The sequence below is a fragment of the Halopenitus sp. H-Gu1 genome (assembly GCF_041821145.1).
Taxonomy (GTDB): domain Archaea; phylum Halobacteriota; class Halobacteria; order Halobacteriales; family Haloferacaceae; genus Halopenitus.
In genome coordinates this window covers 67,558-83,413 of sequence record NZ_JBGUBC010000007.1, presented here as the reverse complement: position 1 = coordinate 83,413, position 15,856 = coordinate 67,558, and the positions used below count along the sequence as shown (strand labels likewise).

At 56.3% G+C, this 15,856-nt stretch carries 15 protein-coding genes; 7 read left to right on the top strand and 8 right to left on the bottom strand.

Annotated elements, in window-relative coordinates; genetic code table 11:
- Positions 1-80 precede the first annotated feature (80 nt).
- Together ACERIT_RS07205 and ACERIT_RS07200 are read left to right on the top strand one after the other, a co-directional pair.
- Positions 81-2,492: an amino acid permease gene (locus ACERIT_RS07205; RefSeq protein ID WP_373674166.1), complete on the top strand. Its 2,412-nt coding sequence runs from the start codon at positions 81-83 to the stop codon at positions 2,490-2,492.
- Positions 2,493-3,118: 626 nt separating this feature from the next.
- The gene (locus ACERIT_RS07200) at positions 3,119-3,826 is read left to right on the top strand and encodes a TrkA family potassium uptake protein (RefSeq protein ID WP_373674165.1); all 708 of its coding nucleotides are present in this window, start codon (positions 3,119-3,121) and stop codon (positions 3,824-3,826) included.
- Positions 3,827-4,013: 187 nt separating this feature from the next.
- On the opposite strand, the gene ACERIT_RS07195 is transcribed toward ACERIT_RS07200, so the two are convergent.
- The 3 genes from ACERIT_RS07195 to ACERIT_RS07185 all read right to left on the bottom strand — a co-directional run bounded on the left by ACERIT_RS07195 (position 4,014) and on the right by ACERIT_RS07185 (position 6,823).
- Entirely contained in the window at positions 4,014-4,367 is a 354-nt protein-coding gene (locus ACERIT_RS07195) for a hypothetical protein (protein WP_373674164.1), read from the bottom strand.
- Between the two features lie 85 nt (positions 4,368-4,452).
- Positions 4,453-5,922 (bottom strand): preprotein translocase subunit SecY, encoded by a 1,470-nt coding sequence (gene secY, locus ACERIT_RS07190; RefSeq protein ID WP_373674163.1) that lies wholly within the window; start codon positions 5,920-5,922, stop codon positions 4,453-4,455.
- A 214-nt stretch (positions 5,923-6,136) separates the two neighbouring features.
- Complete coding sequence (locus tag ACERIT_RS07185; RefSeq protein WP_373674162.1) at positions 6,137-6,823, bottom strand: hypothetical protein; 687 nt, start codon at positions 6,821-6,823, stop codon at positions 6,137-6,139.
- 283 nt (positions 6,824-7,106) lie between these two features.
- On the opposite strand from ACERIT_RS07185, the gene ACERIT_RS07180 reads away from it, so the two are divergent.
- On the top strand, positions 7,107-7,412 hold the full coding sequence (locus ACERIT_RS07180) for a helix-turn-helix transcriptional regulator (protein ID WP_373674161.1): 306 nt from the start codon (positions 7,107-7,109) through the stop codon (positions 7,410-7,412).
- A 116-nt stretch (positions 7,413-7,528) separates the two neighbouring features.
- Here the strand turns inward: ACERIT_RS07180 and ACERIT_RS07175 are convergent, their stop codons facing one another.
- Complete coding sequence (locus ACERIT_RS07175) at positions 7,529-8,422, bottom strand: DUF106 domain-containing protein (RefSeq protein WP_373674160.1); 894 nt, start codon at positions 8,420-8,422, stop codon at positions 7,529-7,531.
- Positions 8,423-8,725: 303 nt separating this feature from the next.
- Between ACERIT_RS07175 and ACERIT_RS07170 the strand changes: the two genes are divergently transcribed.
- From ACERIT_RS07170 to ACERIT_RS07155, 4 genes are all read left to right on the top strand, one after another.
- Positions 8,726-9,664: an ATP-binding cassette domain-containing protein gene (locus ACERIT_RS07170; RefSeq protein WP_373674159.1), complete on the top strand. Its 939-nt coding sequence runs from the start codon at positions 8,726-8,728 to the stop codon at positions 9,662-9,664.
- Complete coding sequence (locus tag ACERIT_RS07165) at positions 9,661-10,407, top strand: ABC transporter permease (protein WP_373674158.1); 747 nt, start codon at positions 9,661-9,663, stop codon at positions 10,405-10,407. Before ACERIT_RS07170 ends, ACERIT_RS07165 begins: the two co-directional genes overlap by 4 nt.
- Before the next feature lie 92 nt (positions 10,408-10,499).
- Positions 10,500-10,727 (top strand): hypothetical protein, encoded by a 228-nt coding sequence (locus tag ACERIT_RS07160; RefSeq protein WP_373674157.1) that lies wholly within the window; start codon positions 10,500-10,502, stop codon positions 10,725-10,727.
- A 137-nt stretch (positions 10,728-10,864) separates the two neighbouring features.
- On the top strand, positions 10,865-11,431 hold the full coding sequence (locus ACERIT_RS07155) for a TATA-box-binding protein (protein ID WP_373674156.1): 567 nt from the start codon (positions 10,865-10,867) through the stop codon (positions 11,429-11,431).
- Here ACERIT_RS07155 and ACERIT_RS07150 read toward each other — a convergent pair whose 3' ends face one another.
- The 4 genes from ACERIT_RS07150 to ACERIT_RS07135 all read right to left on the bottom strand — a co-directional run bounded on the left by ACERIT_RS07150 (position 11,432) and on the right by ACERIT_RS07135 (position 15,758).
- Positions 11,432-11,650: a hypothetical protein gene (locus ACERIT_RS07150; protein ID WP_373674155.1), complete on the bottom strand. Its 219-nt coding sequence runs from the start codon at positions 11,648-11,650 to the stop codon at positions 11,432-11,434.
- Between the two features lie 145 nt (positions 11,651-11,795).
- The gene (locus ACERIT_RS07145; RefSeq protein WP_373674154.1) at positions 11,796-13,580 is read right to left on the bottom strand and encodes an archaea-specific SMC-related protein; all 1,785 of its coding nucleotides are present in this window, start codon (positions 13,578-13,580) and stop codon (positions 11,796-11,798) included.
- Positions 13,581-13,582: 2 nt separating this feature from the next.
- Positions 13,583-14,335, bottom strand: coding sequence for a rod-determining factor RdfA (gene rdfA, locus ACERIT_RS07140; RefSeq protein WP_373674153.1), 753 nt, complete (start codon positions 14,333-14,335; stop codon positions 13,583-13,585).
- Between the two features lie 79 nt (positions 14,336-14,414).
- Positions 14,415-15,758 carry an APC family permease gene (locus ACERIT_RS07135; RefSeq protein ID WP_373674152.1) on the bottom strand — a complete coding sequence of 448 codons (1,344 nt, stop codon included), beginning with the start codon at positions 15,756-15,758 and terminating at the stop codon, positions 14,415-14,417.
- Positions 15,759-15,856 lie beyond the last annotated feature (98 nt).

Here is a 15,856-nt window from a genome sequence, read left to right as displayed (position 1 = left end):
TCGCCTCCGTATCAATATCAGTACGGGGGGTCGACTATAGAACGAAAGTTTAGTTACGGATGTTGGAGAATCCCTACAGGATGACTGGTGACTCTGGGGTGTCAGAGACGTCCGTCTCGACGGACGCGAGTAGCGACGTCGAAACGGAACTGTCGCGGGACATGAGTCTCTTCGATATCACGTTTATCGGTGTTGGGGCCATGATCGGTGCCGGCGTGTTCGCCTTGACCGGATTTGCAGCCGGACTCGCCGGACCGGCTCTGACGCTAGCCTTCTTCCTGAACGGGTTTGTTGCACTGTTCACGGCCGTCTCGTACGCAGAGTTGGGTGCTGCCTTCCCCGAGGCGGGGGGAGGGTATCTGTGGGTGAAAGAGGCACTCGTCGACCCGAACGGCTTCTACGCCGGTTGGATGAGCTGGTTCGCCCACGCCGTCGCCTGCTCGCTCTATGCCGTCACGTTCGGCGTTTTCTTGACTGAGTTCATCGTTTACTCGGGCGTGCTTTCCGAGGGATTCGTGCTTCTGGGATTCATCGACCGTCTCCTCCTCGACAAGGTACTTGCAGTGCTGATGGTAAGCCTGTTCGCGTATATCAACTATCGTGGTGCCGAAGAGACGGGGAAAGCGGGGGTGATCGTGACTGGAATCAAAGTGGCGATTCTCGGTGTCTTCGTCGCGTTCGGAATCCTCGCGACGCTCAATACCCCGGATTGGCCGACGAAATTCCTGGGTCACCCGAGCTTCGCCCCGAACGGCGTCATCGGGATTATCGGCGCGATGGGATTCACGTATATCGCGTTTGAAGGCTACGAGATCATCGTCCAGTCCGGTGAGGAAGTTGTCAACCCCGGTGAGAACATCCCGAAAGCCGTCTTCTATTCGTTAGCAATCGTCGTTCCGATCTACATTCTCGTCGCCTTTGCTGCGATCGGCGGTATTAGCGTCGTTCCCGAGCTTGCGCAGCGCGCAGGACTAGCCGCGGACGCACCTACTTGGCAGCTGCTCGGGAATCTCGGCGAGCTTGGCATCATCGAAGCGGCGGGGCAGTTCGTTCCATACGGGGTGCCGCTGTTGCTGATCGCCGGCCTCACAGCCACGATGAGCGCCCTGAACGCGACCGTGTACTCTTCGTCGCGGGTGTCGTTCGCAATGGGTCGTGATCGGGCGCTGCCCGGGATCTTCGACCGGATTCATCCCGAGAAACGGACGCCCCACTGGGCGATCCTCTTGTCTGCCGTGCTCATCATATTGATGGCAGTGACGTTACCGATCGAATCCGTCGCCGCCTCCGCAGACATCATGTTCATTCTGCTGTTCGTCCAGGTCAACTGGACAGTCATCAAGATGCGAAAAACCCATCCAGACCTACCGCGCACCTTCGAAGTCCCCTATATGCCGTGGCCGCCGTTAATCGGGATCGTCCTCCAGTTCCTGCTGACGCCGTTTCTCCTCTCAGCATTAGGAATGGAGATCGGTCTCGGACCAGATTCCCACGGGTTCATTGCACTCATTACGACCGTGCTGTGGATGGGTCTTGGAATCGCCGTCTACTACGGCTACTCCGAGCGGAAAGAGGAGGAAAAGCTCGAAGAGGAAGCCCCCACAGTCGTTGCTGAACAGGCACCGGCGTCTGAGCGGTCTTCCCGGGACCAACGGCTCCTCGTGCCGATTGCGAACCCTGAGAGCGTCGAGCAACTGATGCGGACGGCATTCGATCTTGCCGAGGAACGTGATGCCGATATCGAAGTGGTGAGCGTCGTGACGGTGCCCCAGCAAACCCCGCTGTCGGAGGGGCGGCAGTTCGTCTCGGAGGAGCGTGAGGTAATCGATTCGGCACTCGAGTTCGCAGCGGAAGAACGTCCTGACATCCCTGTCAGTGGCAAGATTCGCATCGGTCACGATGTCTCCAGAGCGATTCTGAACACCATCGAGCAGGATAACATCGATATCGTCCTGATGGGATGGCGGGGCCGTGGGCGTCGGGCGGACTACGTCCTCGGGAGTAACGTCGACCAGATTGTCACGCAGGCGCGGTGTGATGTCCTCGTTGAGCGGATGGGCCCGACCGGGGAGGTCAACTCGATCCTTGTACCGACGGCTGGCGGCCCCCACGCCGAGTTTGCCGCCGAGATTGCCCACGCGATTGCTGTGCCAAATGAAGCACGCGTCGAGGTGTTATACATCTCTACGACGACGGACGAAAATGGCGACACCGTATTGGAAGAGACTGCAGCGATACTTGATGGGGTCGACACGGACACAACTCTCGTTGAAAACGGCGACATCGTCAAGGAGATCGTCGACCGCTCTGGTGGACACGATATCACGATTATGGGGGCCTCTCGGGAAAGCCTCTTGGAGCAACTCGTTTTCGGGGCGATTCCCGAAGAGGTCGGTCGCCGGGCGAAAAATACGGTCATTATGGCCAAGCGCGATCTGGGGATTACGTCTCGCGTGACGCGGTGGTTCCGCGGCTACCGTCGCCGTCGATGATCAGCTGTTGACCCCTCCCGGCGGTACCGTTCGGAAATCTTCTCACCAGCTTTTCGGCCGAAAAGAGCTTGGAGAATTCGCTGCACGTACTTGCCATTATCCTGGGCCAAGGCACAGGAATTCTACTCAATATTCGGTAATCACCACGCGGTGGCCAAACACACCGTTATAGAACGTCACCACCGATCCAACCAACTTTCTCGTTCAAAACAAGGCCTAAGTGGTTGTCGGCTATCTAATTCGTGAGTAACGGGATTGGTCACCTCTCGTCCGACGATCGTGAGAGTGACCGATCAGAGGTGCTCAGACAGCATCAGTAGAAGGTCGCTGAAGTCGTTAAACGGACCCGAAACACGGCGAGCAGAAGGGCTATAAATGATCCCACTGAAAATCGGAATATGGAGAGGCTGCGTTCGCTATACCGGCTGGTAGCTGGAAAGAAGACCTACGTATGTCCGAATTGTGACGCGGAGGTCCATACAGGACACGACGAGTGTGATAACTGCGGTCGTCAATTACTATGAGTCGATCTCTGTCGGATACTAAAACAAGGCAAATCAGATGTTCCGCCCCTAATCGGTGACGCAATATGTTACCACTACTCTCAAAAACGAGTTGATCAGCCGATGTATATCATCATCGTAGGAGCGGGCGACATCGGAACCCCACTCATCGATATCGCAACTCGCTCTGGAAACGAAGTCGTCGTCATCGAACGTGATGAACAGAAAGCAGAGGTGGTAGCTAGAGGCCATGACTGTTTAGTCATTACTGCTGATGCGACGGTCAAGGAAACGCTTGAGGACGCTGGTGCTGACCGAGCGGACGCGATCATCTCGACGACAGATCAAGATGCAACAAACATCATGGTCTGTCTCCTCGCACAGGAACTCGACATTCCCAGCGTTATCTCAGTTGTTCACAATCCTGAGCATATGGGCTTGTTTCGGCAGATCAAGGTGAACACGATGGAGAATCCACAGCAACTTATTGCCGAACATCTCTACCGAGCGGTTGTCCGCCCGACTATCATCGACTTCATGCGTATCGGTGACGAGGCAGAGGTGTTCGAAATCACGGTAACCGATAATGCTCCAATCGCCGGGAAGACACTCACCGATGCAGCTCGTGAAGCGTTGCTCCCAGATGAGGTACTCATCGTCGCAATAGAGCGAGAAGAAACGGAACAGCCGATCACCCCCCGCGGACAAACGACTATCGAAGCTGGAGATCTACTGACGGTCTATTCAGCCCACGGTGCAGATCCCGAGCTAACAGATATTTTCGGTCACTATGAGGATCATAGTGACGAGGAAAGTGGCTTGTTCGGTTAAAATAGTTGATGGGCCTCTACACCCAACGGTCTTGGAATATCAACGGTGACCACACGGTAGATGGGAATTGCAGAAGGAGAGTAGCAACGGAGTTGTCAGGAGAACCGCTGGGAAGCGTGATAGGGGGAATCAAATCCAGTAGTCGTGGTGCGATTCGGCCTTTCTGAACTCCGCAGGTGGGCGTCATCTATCCTTCATAAACACGTCCGAGATACGTCCAGTGAAGATCCGTTGTCCCATCTAGTTGACTTTCTTCAGTGACGTGATAAAGAATCGGCTCGTGAGGGCATTCGTCACACCCAGTAGCACAGGGTTGCCGTTTTACTACCTCTGTGTATGCGCCACGGTCGTCAATCCGAACAATTTCTTCGCCGTCCCTCGCCTCAATCTGTTCTGTCACTTCGGGATGAACGAATTGCAATCGGTCTCGAGCGTACTCAATGGTAGCCCGGAGTTCCGCTTCCGACAGGTCGTCGATGAGGGCAACGGCTTCAGCTCGAAGGTCACTCAGGGCTACAGGTTCCTCAGCTTCACCGTCCATAGCTCCGCCTCCGTCTCCCATGATGTTAACTCATTCTCATCCAACTCATCTCCGATAGGAGGTTTTCAGCGTGTCCCGCTCACGCTTAGCCAAAGAGCTGGCGCATCATCGGATGCATCTCCATGAGCTGTTCCTCAGCGATCTCTTCGTATAGCTTGTACGTGATACTCACGGTGAGTAGCAGCGAGGTCCCGGAGACACCTCCAATGGTCCCGAGCATGTTGGCGAGAACAGCCAGCAAACCAACCAAAACGCCACCAAGGACAGCTAACTGGGGAATATACCGTTCGAGAACCTTCTCCATCACCTGAGGATTCTGTCGGAAGCCGGGAATCTGCATCCCGGAATTCAGAATCTGTTGCGCGGTCGCTTCGGGCCCCATATCGGCGGTTTCGACCCAGAAGATCGAGAAAATCGCACCGCCAGCAAGCATGAACACGAGGTCAATGAACACTCGGAGCATGATTTGCCATGGGTGATGAGCACCGGCACCAGCGGACCACCACATCCACTGCCGGGGGCTGTGAATCGGGTTGAGATAGTAGAAGAGGCCGTCGACGGGTTGGCCGTTGGAATTGTAGACGCCGAGCCACTCGGGTAGGCCATCACCTAATTGGCTGGACAGGATCCGGCCGAGAAACTGGATATTAGACTGGATCGCTCGAACGAAGATCATCGGCAAGACGCTCGCATAGATGAGTTTTACTGGGAACTTTCCACGAGCACCTTTGACTCGAGCATGGGAAAGCGGAATTTCAACGCGGACGCTCTCGGCATAGACCACGATGCCAAAGATCAGTAGCGTCGTAAATAGTGGAAGGAGGTTCCCAACTCCGAACACCAGCGTCTGCATACCTGCTGCCGTAAACGGAGAACCAACTGGAAGATCACCCAGCAGAATCTCGATCCACGCGGTCAGAATCCCGGTTTGCTGTCCTGCGACGCCGGGGATAGCAATCAGTCCACCGACGAGTTTCTGGCTCACGCCAGCAACGATGAAGAGGCCGACGCCACTCCCGACTCCCCACTTGCTGATGACCTCATCCATGAACAGAATGAGGACGCCGCCGACGGCGATCTGGAAGAAAATCAACCACTTGATGACGCTCAGCGGGACACCGAGAGCTTGGGCGAGTTGCGGATCTGCCGGGAGGAACCCACCGGCGAACACCATCGGAAGCCCGGTGAGACAGATCATAACCAAGACGAGGAACTTCTGTAGGCCCTGGTAGAGCGCCTGATCGCGTGGATCGTCTGTGTCAAGCCCTAGTAGGTTGGCCCCACCGAGTAATTGCAAGACGATACTCGCGGTCACGATCGGTCCGATCCCGAGCTGGAGGATAGTACCTTGCCCACCCGCCAAAATCGACCGGAACTGCCCGAAGACGTCGCTCCCTTGGTTTGCACCGAAGAGTATGACGTTAGAGAGGAAGAAATACAAGACGAGCGTTCCGGCTGTCCACGCGAGTTTGCGGCGGAATGGAACGTGTTTCTCGGGTCGCCGAACAGACGGCATCCGGGTGAGGACCGGTGCAGCTGTTTCTTTCCAGCTCATGGAATCAACTCACAAGATGGGTTTGATACACGCCGATACACGTCTTGGAGACAACCACTGCCAGTGATATGTGCGCTCATAGTCGTTGATAGTGTCGTCACTCGCGACGTGCCACCCACGGAAACACAGAGACAGAGCTATTCGCTCCGCGTTACTGTGGCTGGCACGGCCGAGTGATGTTCAAACTCACCTTGGATGGTAGGGGGCAAAAATACTATTGATTCAGCGATGGGAGCGACTCATCTGGTGGTGTTCCTTCAACTACTCGAATCGAATGTCGACGACCAGCCCGATCGAACGCTGCGATAGTGGTCTCATCCCAGGGGGGAACGGCAACGAAGACGACCGCGTGTAGGTCGTCGCGTTTTGTCAACCGAAGCTCGGAGAACGGGTGGGTTACGAACCGGCCATGCGTTCGTCCCGCCGGCGTGTGGAGATCCATACCAAAGACGGAGCTGACTGAATTCGGCTGTTCTGGCAAATACAGATCCGTGAAGACTGGTGTCGTATCAGAAAGCCCCTCAGCATCGCTGAGTTGTCCGGCAGGGGTCGTTGCGAGCCCAATAGAAAGTGACTCCGGCTCCGAGCGCCGGGCAAATTGGAGAAGTGTCTCGAGCAGCGGTCGTGAGATATACACGTCCCAGTGGCAGTCACTATTGCGATGGGTGTCTGGTAACGGAGACGGCGGGTGCTGAATATGATCACCGAGGACAGCCCCAGTTATAGCGACGATTCCCAGGAGTTCGAGGTCTAGATCGATCTGCATCCCCCAGCCAGACACAGGACCCCCAGGGACAACGTCGAGGATGATCCCAAGAGTACCCGCGATGAATAGAATCGCCCCCAGTGCGAAAGCAGTACCCGAGAACGGTGACTCAAAGCGATCGCTGACAGCGCGCATATCGGAGCCAACTGACTAGTCCGAGTTATGCGTTCTGTTTGAAGGTACACTGGAAACCAAAGGATACGGGATTGTCACGAAGCCGGAAATATGTCCCCGATGACATCGGAGGTCAGTAATGGGCCGACTACAGAGAGGGGGGATTCGGGAACGGGGGGTGCCTCTGACTGTCATCGGGGAGGGCACGCTATTCTCAAGCATGCCAGTTGTAATCTGTAGTTCCAGCGTGATACAGATTGCGATGTCGTAATGATTACCTCACTACAGCCAACAGTTGAAGTTGATGAACGGACTGACAGCCTTCCAGCGCGATATTTTGTACGTAATTACCGGGCTGGACGAGCCATATGGACTTGCAATCAAGGAGGTGCTGGATGCGTACTACGAGTCAGAAGTGAACCACGGCCGATTGTATCCAAATCTCGACACCCTTGTTGAAGAAGGCCTGATCAACAAAGGGAACATTGACGATCGAACGAACAGCTATACATTAACCTCTCAGGCCCGGCAAACGCTTCAAGAGCGGCGTATGTGGGAGAACGAACGACTCAGCGGCGAGATGAGCGGCCAGAAAGTGCTCATCGAGTGAGAAAGCCTACGATATCGAAAACCAATGTGTTCACAGCCTGTGGTGAACAGTTTGCTCAAATAGCGGTGAAGACAAGATACGGAGGACTTCCATAGGAAACAACCACTTAGTCGTTGTCAAGATGTGGAGGACGTCTGGATATTGAGCGTCTTCTGGATAATCTGCCGCGATGCCATCGAACAAAGGAAATACCAGACAATCCACGTGGGCATCGGGCCTAACAGAGGGTCTTGCCACGAGACAGCACCGGCCAATGGAACAATCATCCCTGCCTCATCTCCACCGAGGTGACCACCACGTACCTTCCAGCGAAGCCAGAGGAACACGGGGATGGTTATGAGCATAATCCAGACCGTTGGACGAAACTGCAGTTTGAACATTCCCAGTTGATCGCCAGCTGCTTCCATCTGCTCCTCCTGAATCCGTTCGAGCGCTTCGTCGTCGCCTCGTTCTTTGGCTGCCTCTTTGCGCTCTTTCAGGTCGTTCATCCTCTCCTGATACGCCTGCATTTTTTCGTGGTCCATAAGCCGAGACTGCAGGACGGTAGAATAGAGACCGGTGACGATCGCGAGGATGATGATGACCGCGTAGAACGGGAGAGCATTGGTGATTGGCGCGAGGACGATGTTATCGAAGGATGCGATGAAATCCCGTATCCCCGTATTCCAATATCCGGCAAAGAGCGCGAGTGCCGCCACACCGGCCGCTTTGTCGTACCAGGCCCACGACTCAGATTCGATCATATCGCCATCGTCAGACATATTCGAGAGATGACCGTGTTCCTCAAGTGTCTGCTCGACGCGGTCCGGGTTTGCAAAGGTAAATCCGGCACCTCCACTTACGAGAACGCCGGTTTCGATCAAGCGTCCCCACTGGCCACTCGACAGCGCGTCCTTAACGTCGGCCCACTGGAGTTCCTCGTTACCCCCGTCACTCCGTTCGAACGCGACTGACACAGCCTCACGCATCGCGGGGTTATCGAGAAACGACTCTAACTGCTCTGCTGGCATGCCATTATCTGGGGATTGAACTAGACAGTTATCAACCCTTCTGTTCGGCTACTGCCCTTATTTCCAGACGTCGTCGATCCCGGGGCGAAGTACAGCCGTTGGTGACAAGAGTAGACCCCGGAGTCGGTAGGGCTCGTGTTCACATCTCCACTGGCGATTCGTCTAACAATCGCTAAGTGATTGTTAGATGTCCCACGGTGCCGTTCCGAGTTCTGTTGTCCGAGGAATAGAAATGTCGGCTGTTTGGACTGCAGTTCATGCCAAAATCGAATGGCTTACCTCAAGTCGTTCCAATTCTCCAGTATGACCGCGGCAGTTACTGCCGAGGGTATCTCCAAGCGATACGGCGATACCATCGCGCTCAAAGACGTCTCACTGTCAGTCGATAGCGGGGACGTTTTTGCACTCGTAGGGCCGAATGGGGCCGGAAAAACGACGCTCGTCCGCACACTCACCGGGACCACGATGCCAGACGCGGGATCGGTTACTGTGTTAGGGCAGTCACCGAATCAAGTCAAAAAAGGACGGATTGGACTCCTCCCTCAATCGTTTACACCACCGGAGCGGTTGTCAGCACGTGAGTTGCTGGGCTATTATGCAGGGCTCTATGACGATCCCCGACCCGTCGACGACGTACTTACCGATGTTGGGCTGGAAACAGCCGACGAAACGTGGTATACGAACCTGTCCGGTGGTCAGCAACGGCGCGTCTGTGTCGGCATCGCTCTGATCAACGATCCCGATCTCCTCTTTCTCGACGAACCGACGACAGGGATCGATCCAGCTGGGCGGCAAGCACTCTGGTCGCTCATCACCGACCTTGCAGACGACGGAACGACAGTCTTCCTCACGACCCATTACATGGAAGAAGCCGAACAGCTAGCGGATCAAGTAGCTCTACTCGATTCTGGTTCACTTGTCGAAGTCGGCCGGCCGACTGCCCTCATCGAGCGATATGGCGGCGGAACACACCTCCGCATCGAAACAGAGCAGTCTCTACACGGGATCGAGTCGCTCGGTGTCGACGTCGAGACAACCGAAACGGGACTGCGAATACCAGACGTTGCACCGGCGGAGATCGGAGAGATAGTCAGTCGGCTGGAAGCACAGGGAATCGACTACGAGACGCTTACTTGGACCGAGCCGTCGCTTGAAGACGTCTATTTGCACCTCACCACCGAAACGATCAACGAACAACAACCATCAGAACCTGCTGTGAATCCCGTGGGGGAATCACAATGACCTGGATCACGCGTGTCGGTGCCGAGGCTGGGACGGCTTGGCGGTCGTTCCTCCGGCGGCGGACGGCGGTCTTCTTCACGTTCGGCTTCCCGCTCATCCTCGTCGGGATCTTCGGAGCTGTCGTCCAGACGAATCCCACCGGCGGCGGCCTCTTCGGACATCCGACTGGATTTTACGTCCCAGGCTATCTCGCAATCATTGTGCTGTTTACTCCCCTCTCCCGAATCGGGAGTTCTATCGCCCGGTATCGAGAGGGGAATCGATTCGAGAAGCTGGCGACGACACCTCTCAATCGGGGCGAATGGCTGGCAGCACACACGCTGGTAAACGTCGGGATCATCCTGCTCGCCAGCGTAATCGTGCTGGGTGTACTTGAGCTTCTGACTGGAGGAAGTTTCAGTCTCTCCCCGTTCCTACTCCCGTTCATCGTACTGGCTGTCGTGGTGTTCTGTGGGATTGGGGCACTGTTAGGCCGGGTCGCTGACTCACAGGATGGAGTTATCGCCGCGAGCAACGCAGTTGCCCTCCCGCTCGTGTTCCTGTCCGAGACGTTCATTACCCCGGATATGCTCCCGGTATGGTTCCGACCGGCTATCGGTCTCTCACCGCTCACGTACTTCGCTCGCGGCGTTCGAAACGCAACCTATCTGCACCAGTCAGCAGGAAGCGAGTTAGTCGTCCTGGCAGTGTTAGCAGTTGTATTCTTCGGTCTCGGTGCCTATGCCGTCCCCCAAACAGAGTAGGACGTACGGCACGCACCTTCGCTCGATATCTCCGTGATAATCGATCGGCTGGGGTCGAAACAGATATTATCGAGCATAGACCACGAGTGACTATGGGCCACAATATGAGACTCGACTATGCAAAGTACGCCAAACGTGGGTTCTTGCTGGGGCTAGGGCTCTTTCTTCTCGGTGCTCTCGGAGCTGCTGCTGGTCCAAGTCTCGCAGGGGCACTCCCCGGATGGGAACGAACAGTCCTATTCGATTCAATGGTGATCGGGATTGCAGTTGGATTCTTCTCTGTCTTCGGCTTCGGTATCTTCCTCCCGCTCACAGACTGAGCGATCGTAGCCGATTGATAGTATCAAGTGGCCATCTTAGGAATTGAGCTCATCGCAACCCTCATGGAAGACCGATAGCTCCGCCAGATGGATATCGACCAGTATTTTATCATTCGTGGAAACATTCGAGCAGAGAGATGAGCAGTCTATCAGATACACTTGCGGTTGAGAACGTTGTAGCATCGACCAGTATCGGCCAAGAACTCGACCTCGAAACACTCGCCGACGACCTCCCGTCAACCGATTATGCACCCGACCACTTCCCAGGTTTGGTCTATCGAACACAGAACCCGCAGGCTGCGGCACTCATCTTCCGGTCGGGAAAAGTCGTCTGTACCGGGGCCCAAAGTGTGACCGCTGTTGAGGACGCACTCGAGATCTTCTTTCAAGAATTGCGTCATCTCGGGATCCACGTCGACGAGGACCCGGAGATCACCATCGAGAACATGGTGACCAGTGGCGATCTCGACGAACGACTGAATCTCAATGCAATCGCAATTGGTCTCGGCCTCGCGAACATCGAGTACGAACCAGAACAGTTCCCTGGACTCGTCTACCGACTCGACGACCCGCCTGTCGTCGTCCTGCTCTTTGGGAGTGGCAAACTGGTAATTACGGGTGCACAGACAGTTGAAGACGCCGAGACAGCGCTCGGCACAGTTCAGTCTCGGCTCAAAAATCTCGACCTGCTTGAACAGAGGTAATCAAATATCGATTTCGACGATTTCAGTCGAGTCGCAATCCGGACATGTGAGTTTGTATTTGATATGGCCGGACTTCGGCGTCGTCTCGACGTGTGCCCTCCACTCACTGTGAAGAACACTATCCTCGAATCCACAGTTGGTACACGTCTTCTGCTTGTGTTCCAGACCCTCGGTAAAGGCACGGACTCCCTTCTCGTGCTGTTCGGTGAACCGACTCATCACAATCCCCGTAGATGAACTCTGTACTTAAATCTGGCGAGAGGCTGTCACCTCGTACCACAGTAATGAATGTGGTGCAAGGGTTCGATACGGGCTGGAGATCAAGAGATCGGGACGACGAAAGAACGATCAGGCGATGTTCCGCCTACGCTGCACCGACGTCCGGTTCGTGCGACACGACCTGCCACTCAGACGGCGACAGTTCGTTTCCGTCGAACCCCTCGTATTCGGGATACGCCGTGAGGACGAGGTACTCCGTTCGCGCAGCCAGATATTCAACCAAGATTTGTAGATTATCGCTGGCGAGTCCGCCAAGGCCATCGAGAAGCATCACCGGGACACGCTGGCTCACCTCGAAGGCCTCATAGCCCGCAAGTACTGCGACGATGCCAAGAAGCTCTCGTTCGCCTTCACTCAATGCGTCCAACTGGGCTTCGCGCCCCTCGCGTGCGACGACGAGATCGAACGTACTCGTGAGACGGGCCGTCTCGAACCCCGTGTCGAACTGTTCGAGCAGATCAGCGAGTGCTGACGAAAACGCCTCGCGCGTTCGTTGCTTGACGTCCTCTTTCCGAGTGCGGAGGTCCGTGATTTCGTCAGTCAGTGAGTCGTACTCCTTTTCGAGCATCTCGCGTTGCTCTGCGAGGGTCTCGGTTTCCTCGAGTTCCTCACGCGCGTCTGTCAACTCTGCTTCGGTGTATTTGATCTCGCTTTCGAGGTCCGTAACCCGGTTTTCAGTCGAATCGACTTCTGCTTCGAGGTCAGCAATACGAGATTCGAGCTCCTCTCGGCGATCGCGCGCTGTCTCGAGGCTCTCCTCAGTCTCGGCAAGGCGGGATTCCAGGTCGCCGATGCGATCGGTCAAGTCTGTTTCTTTTCGGCGCGCCTGCTTGATCTCATCGCGCCGCGCTTCGAGGTTCTCCACACGATCACGGGTCTCGGCAGCCTGCGATCGGAGGTCTGCAATCCGGTCATCGAGCGCCGTCAGCTGTGCCTCGATATCGTCACGTGTCGCGTCGTTCCCACAGAGCCAACACGTCACCGAATCCGACAGCATATCGTGCGAGACCTCGGTCAGCAGTTCCACACGCCCTTCGTCGAGTACCCGTTTGTTGGCTTCGTAGACCGACTGCAATAGCTCCTTGTCGCGCTCAAAGTCACGGAGGTCGGCATGAAGATTCTCGAGTTTGTCCTCAACGTCAGCATCCGATGGAACGGTAAGCGACTCCAGTTCGGTCCGCTTTTCGGCCAACGTCTCCCGAACGCGCTCGGCAGTCGCCTCCAGACGCTCGATTTTTGTGGTTACCTGGTCACGTTCCGCGCGAAGGTCACTCAGCTGGTCGCGAGCGTCGCTCTCGCCACCGCTGTCGTCATCGATAGCTTCCCGTTCAGCACGCAGCTCCTCGAGATCGTCTTCGAGATTTGTGACTCGTTGCTGGAGTTGTGGGAGGCGTTCGGCCGCCTGATCGGCTCGTTCGAGTTCGCGCTCGACTTGCTCACGTTCGGTCTGTAAGTCCGCAATCTGCTCGTCGATGTTCTCGAAATCAAGCGGCCGGGTGAGCAACGTCTCCAGGTTCTCACCGGTTCGCACCGCCTGGCGGATGTCGTTGTCCTCGTCGAGGAACGCGAACAACTCCGCACAGATACGATCGTATTCGTCTTCCAGATACGGCTGTCCGGATCGCGACACGGACCCGTTCGTCCGTTCTAATTCGACTGTAATCTCCTCATCATCCGTTTGCAAGACAACTCGACCAGTCGACTGCCCTTCGGTCAGCGGCGTCGCAGTTCCGAACGCGGTCTTGATGCCCGCAAGGAAACTTGATTTTCCCTGCCAGTTGCTCGCCCGGACAGCATTGACGCCCGGCTCGATATCAGCGTCACCCTGCCGGATGCCTGCAATATTCTCGAGAGAGAGGTGCCACGTCATACTTAGAGAGCGGCGATCGTGGCGGCTTCGAGGAGGAACGGTTCCCCGAAGAAGGCGGTCTGGAGCGCTTCAACGGCTAAATATGGAAGTGCAACGGCCGACGACCGGTTTCCAACGCGTTCGAGCACCGGTTCCTCGGACTCGGTCTCGGCGTGTGTCTCACATACGTAGCCCCGCTCGACGGCATCCTCGAACGGCACCCGGACTGAACAGTCTGGGCAACTCAGTTTGACTTGGACATCCACCTGTGCGCGATCCGCGTCCCGAAGTCGGCCCTTCGATGTGAGCGATGACAGGACCGATCGGGCTTTTTCTGCGGCCCGTTCTCGGGTCATCTGGACGGTATTGGTTTCCCAGTCCGTTTCTGCGGGGGTCGTGTCCTTCTCGGCGTCGAGACAGCCCTTGAGGTGATGACGCATCGTACTCCACGACACCAGCTCGTCAGCAATGTCGTCGATATCAAGCCCATCGGTCGCAAGGTCGGCGGCGAGTTCGTCACGCTGGATGTCTTCGTCGCCGGTGATAATCTCGTACTCGCGCTCTAGGTGGACGTTCACCGTGCCACGATCGTGTTCGTCGTAGATTCGTTTCAGCAGTCGCTTATTGAACCATTCGGTGAGTGCCTTGTAGCCAACGGCTGAGCGACCGTCCGAGCCGGTCCACCGCGCCACGAGATACTCATCGACCGACTCGTACCCGGCGTCGGGCACGGTCAGGGCGTGGCGTTCGATGAGGGAATCGACCTTGCATCCCATTGTTTTGTTCTACTGGGAAGATGGGTCTGCCCGCTAATAAACGTGATTACTGGTAGGTACACCGACGGCACGAGAATCGTCACCGCCGTCTCGGCACCCAATAGACGGAGAGGACCACCGCCCAGATGACCGCTACAGTCACGAGAACGTCCGGATCAGTTCGATGCAGGTTCCATCCGAGTGCGAGCAGTGCCGATACGGAACCAACGATACCTGCCGTAGGGATGATCGTACTCACCAGCGAGTTACGCTTCGTGAACGCGAGCCAACTCACGAGTCCAAAGATCGTCATGAACGCACCGGAGGCGAACGAGGTGATGCTGTTCAGATTCCCGTACAGCGTGAAAATCGACGTGAGCGTGCCGATTACCATGATAGTTCGCACAGGCGGGGCTGACTCGGTCGTGGCACCGGGCGAACGGTGCGTCGGCGTGGACGCACCGTATCCTGACGGGTTACGCCCGCCATCCGTGGTCGCTGATTTAGTCTGTTGCTGTTCGTCGCCGGCGGTGGTCTGAGATATTTGGGCCGACAAGCGCGATGCACTGAACAGGGTCGCGTTCAGTGCGCTCGCCGTCGAGAGTACCGCGGCGATCGCGATGAGAGTGAATCCGAGGTGGCCGAGAAGCGGCTCTGCCGCGATTGCCAGCGCTGTCTCGGGGTGGTCCTTGATCGTCGCGAGGGAGACGAGGTTCGTTGTGACGACGGCAACGAGTGCATAGAGTATCGTCGTTCCGATGAGCGAGATGTAAATCGCGTTGGCGACTGTCTCTGACGGGTTGCGGATGCTATCCTGATCGAACATCAGGAGTTCCCAGCCCTCGAAGGCGACGAACGCGATGGCAGCAGCAGTAAGCGCGTTGATGCTGATGGCGTCAAAGCCCGATACAATCGTGTTGTGGGAGGCACCGTAGTAGAGGCCGCCCCCGGCAAACAACAGGAGAAGCACAACCTTTGCAGCGACGAGTGCATCCTCGGATTTACCTGACGCATGCGCGCCAAGGAGATTCAGACCGCCAAAGAGGACGACACCACCGACCGAAAACACGGGACGAGCCGGGAGGGTAAGCACGTGCTGAACGCCAACCAGTTCAGCCAGATAACTCCCGAACGCGAAGGCGTACATCGCCATGGTGCCCACGTAGCCGAACGTCAACAGCCACCCAATGAGCCCGGCGAGCTGCCGGCTGTCGGAGATCTCCTCAATCTGCCCGATCGGGCTACGCAGCTCCGAACACAGGGTATTCAGCCGAACAAACGAATAGCCCGCACACAGGGCAATCAGACCGGATAGCGTAAACGCGATCCACGCCGCGGTTCCAGCCCCGGCGGCAACGACACCCAGAACCGCGAAAATACCGCCCCCGACCATGCCACCGACAGCGATAGAAACTGCTTCGGGAAGACCGATTTTCTCACTCATGACCAGCAAGCCGGGGAGCAAGCTCGGTCATCCTGTGTCTCATACAGGTGCCCTACGAACAGATGCTATAAAAATACGGCTACCGGGGGATCGAGAGT

Excerpts from the sequence above, each read along its gene's own strand:
- ACERIT_RS07165 (WP_373674158.1), top strand. The coding sequence starts at position 9,661 with ATGACCTGGATCACGCGTGTCGGTGCCGAGGCTGGGACGGCTTGGCGG.
- ACERIT_RS07185 (WP_373674162.1), bottom strand. The coding sequence starts at position 6,823 with ATGCGCGCTGTCAGCGATCGCTTTGAGTCACCGTTCTCGGGTACTGCT.
- ACERIT_RS07170 (WP_373674159.1), top strand. The coding sequence starts at position 8,726 with ATGACCGCGGCAGTTACTGCCGAGGGTATCTCCAAGCGATACGGCGAT.
- ACERIT_RS07180 (WP_373674161.1), top strand. The coding sequence starts at position 7,107 with ATGAACGGACTGACAGCCTTCCAGCGCGATATTTTGTACGTAATTACC.
- ACERIT_RS07175 (WP_373674160.1), bottom strand. The coding sequence starts at position 8,422 with ATGCCAGCAGAGCAGTTAGAGTCGTTTCTCGATAACCCCGCGATGCGT.
- ACERIT_RS07150 (WP_373674155.1), bottom strand. The coding sequence starts at position 11,650 with ATGAGTCGGTTCACCGAACAGCACGAGAAGGGAGTCCGTGCCTTTACC.
- ACERIT_RS07200 (WP_373674165.1), top strand. The coding sequence starts at position 3,119 with ATGTATATCATCATCGTAGGAGCGGGCGACATCGGAACCCCACTCATC.
- ACERIT_RS07155 (WP_373674156.1), top strand. The coding sequence starts at position 10,865 with ATGAGCAGTCTATCAGATACACTTGCGGTTGAGAACGTTGTAGCATCG.
- ACERIT_RS07205 (WP_373674166.1), top strand. The coding sequence starts at position 81 with ATGACTGGTGACTCTGGGGTGTCAGAGACGTCCGTCTCGACGGACGCG.
- ACERIT_RS07135 (WP_373674152.1), bottom strand. The coding sequence starts at position 15,758 with ATGAGTGAGAAAATCGGTCTTCCCGAAGCAGTTTCTATCGCTGTCGGT.
- ACERIT_RS07160 (WP_373674157.1), top strand. The coding sequence starts at position 10,500 with ATGGGCCACAATATGAGACTCGACTATGCAAAGTACGCCAAACGTGGG.
- ACERIT_RS07195 (WP_373674164.1), bottom strand. The coding sequence starts at position 4,367 with ATGGACGGTGAAGCTGAGGAACCTGTAGCCCTGAGTGACCTTCGAGCT.
- ACERIT_RS07145 (WP_373674154.1), bottom strand. The coding sequence starts at position 13,580 with ATGACGTGGCACCTCTCTCTCGAGAATATTGCAGGCATCCGGCAGGGT.
- rdfA (WP_373674153.1), bottom strand. The coding sequence starts at position 14,335 with ATGGGATGCAAGGTCGATTCCCTCATCGAACGCCACGCCCTGACCGTG.
- secY (WP_373674163.1), bottom strand. The coding sequence starts at position 5,922 with ATGAGCTGGAAAGAAACAGCTGCACCGGTCCTCACCCGGATGCCGTCT.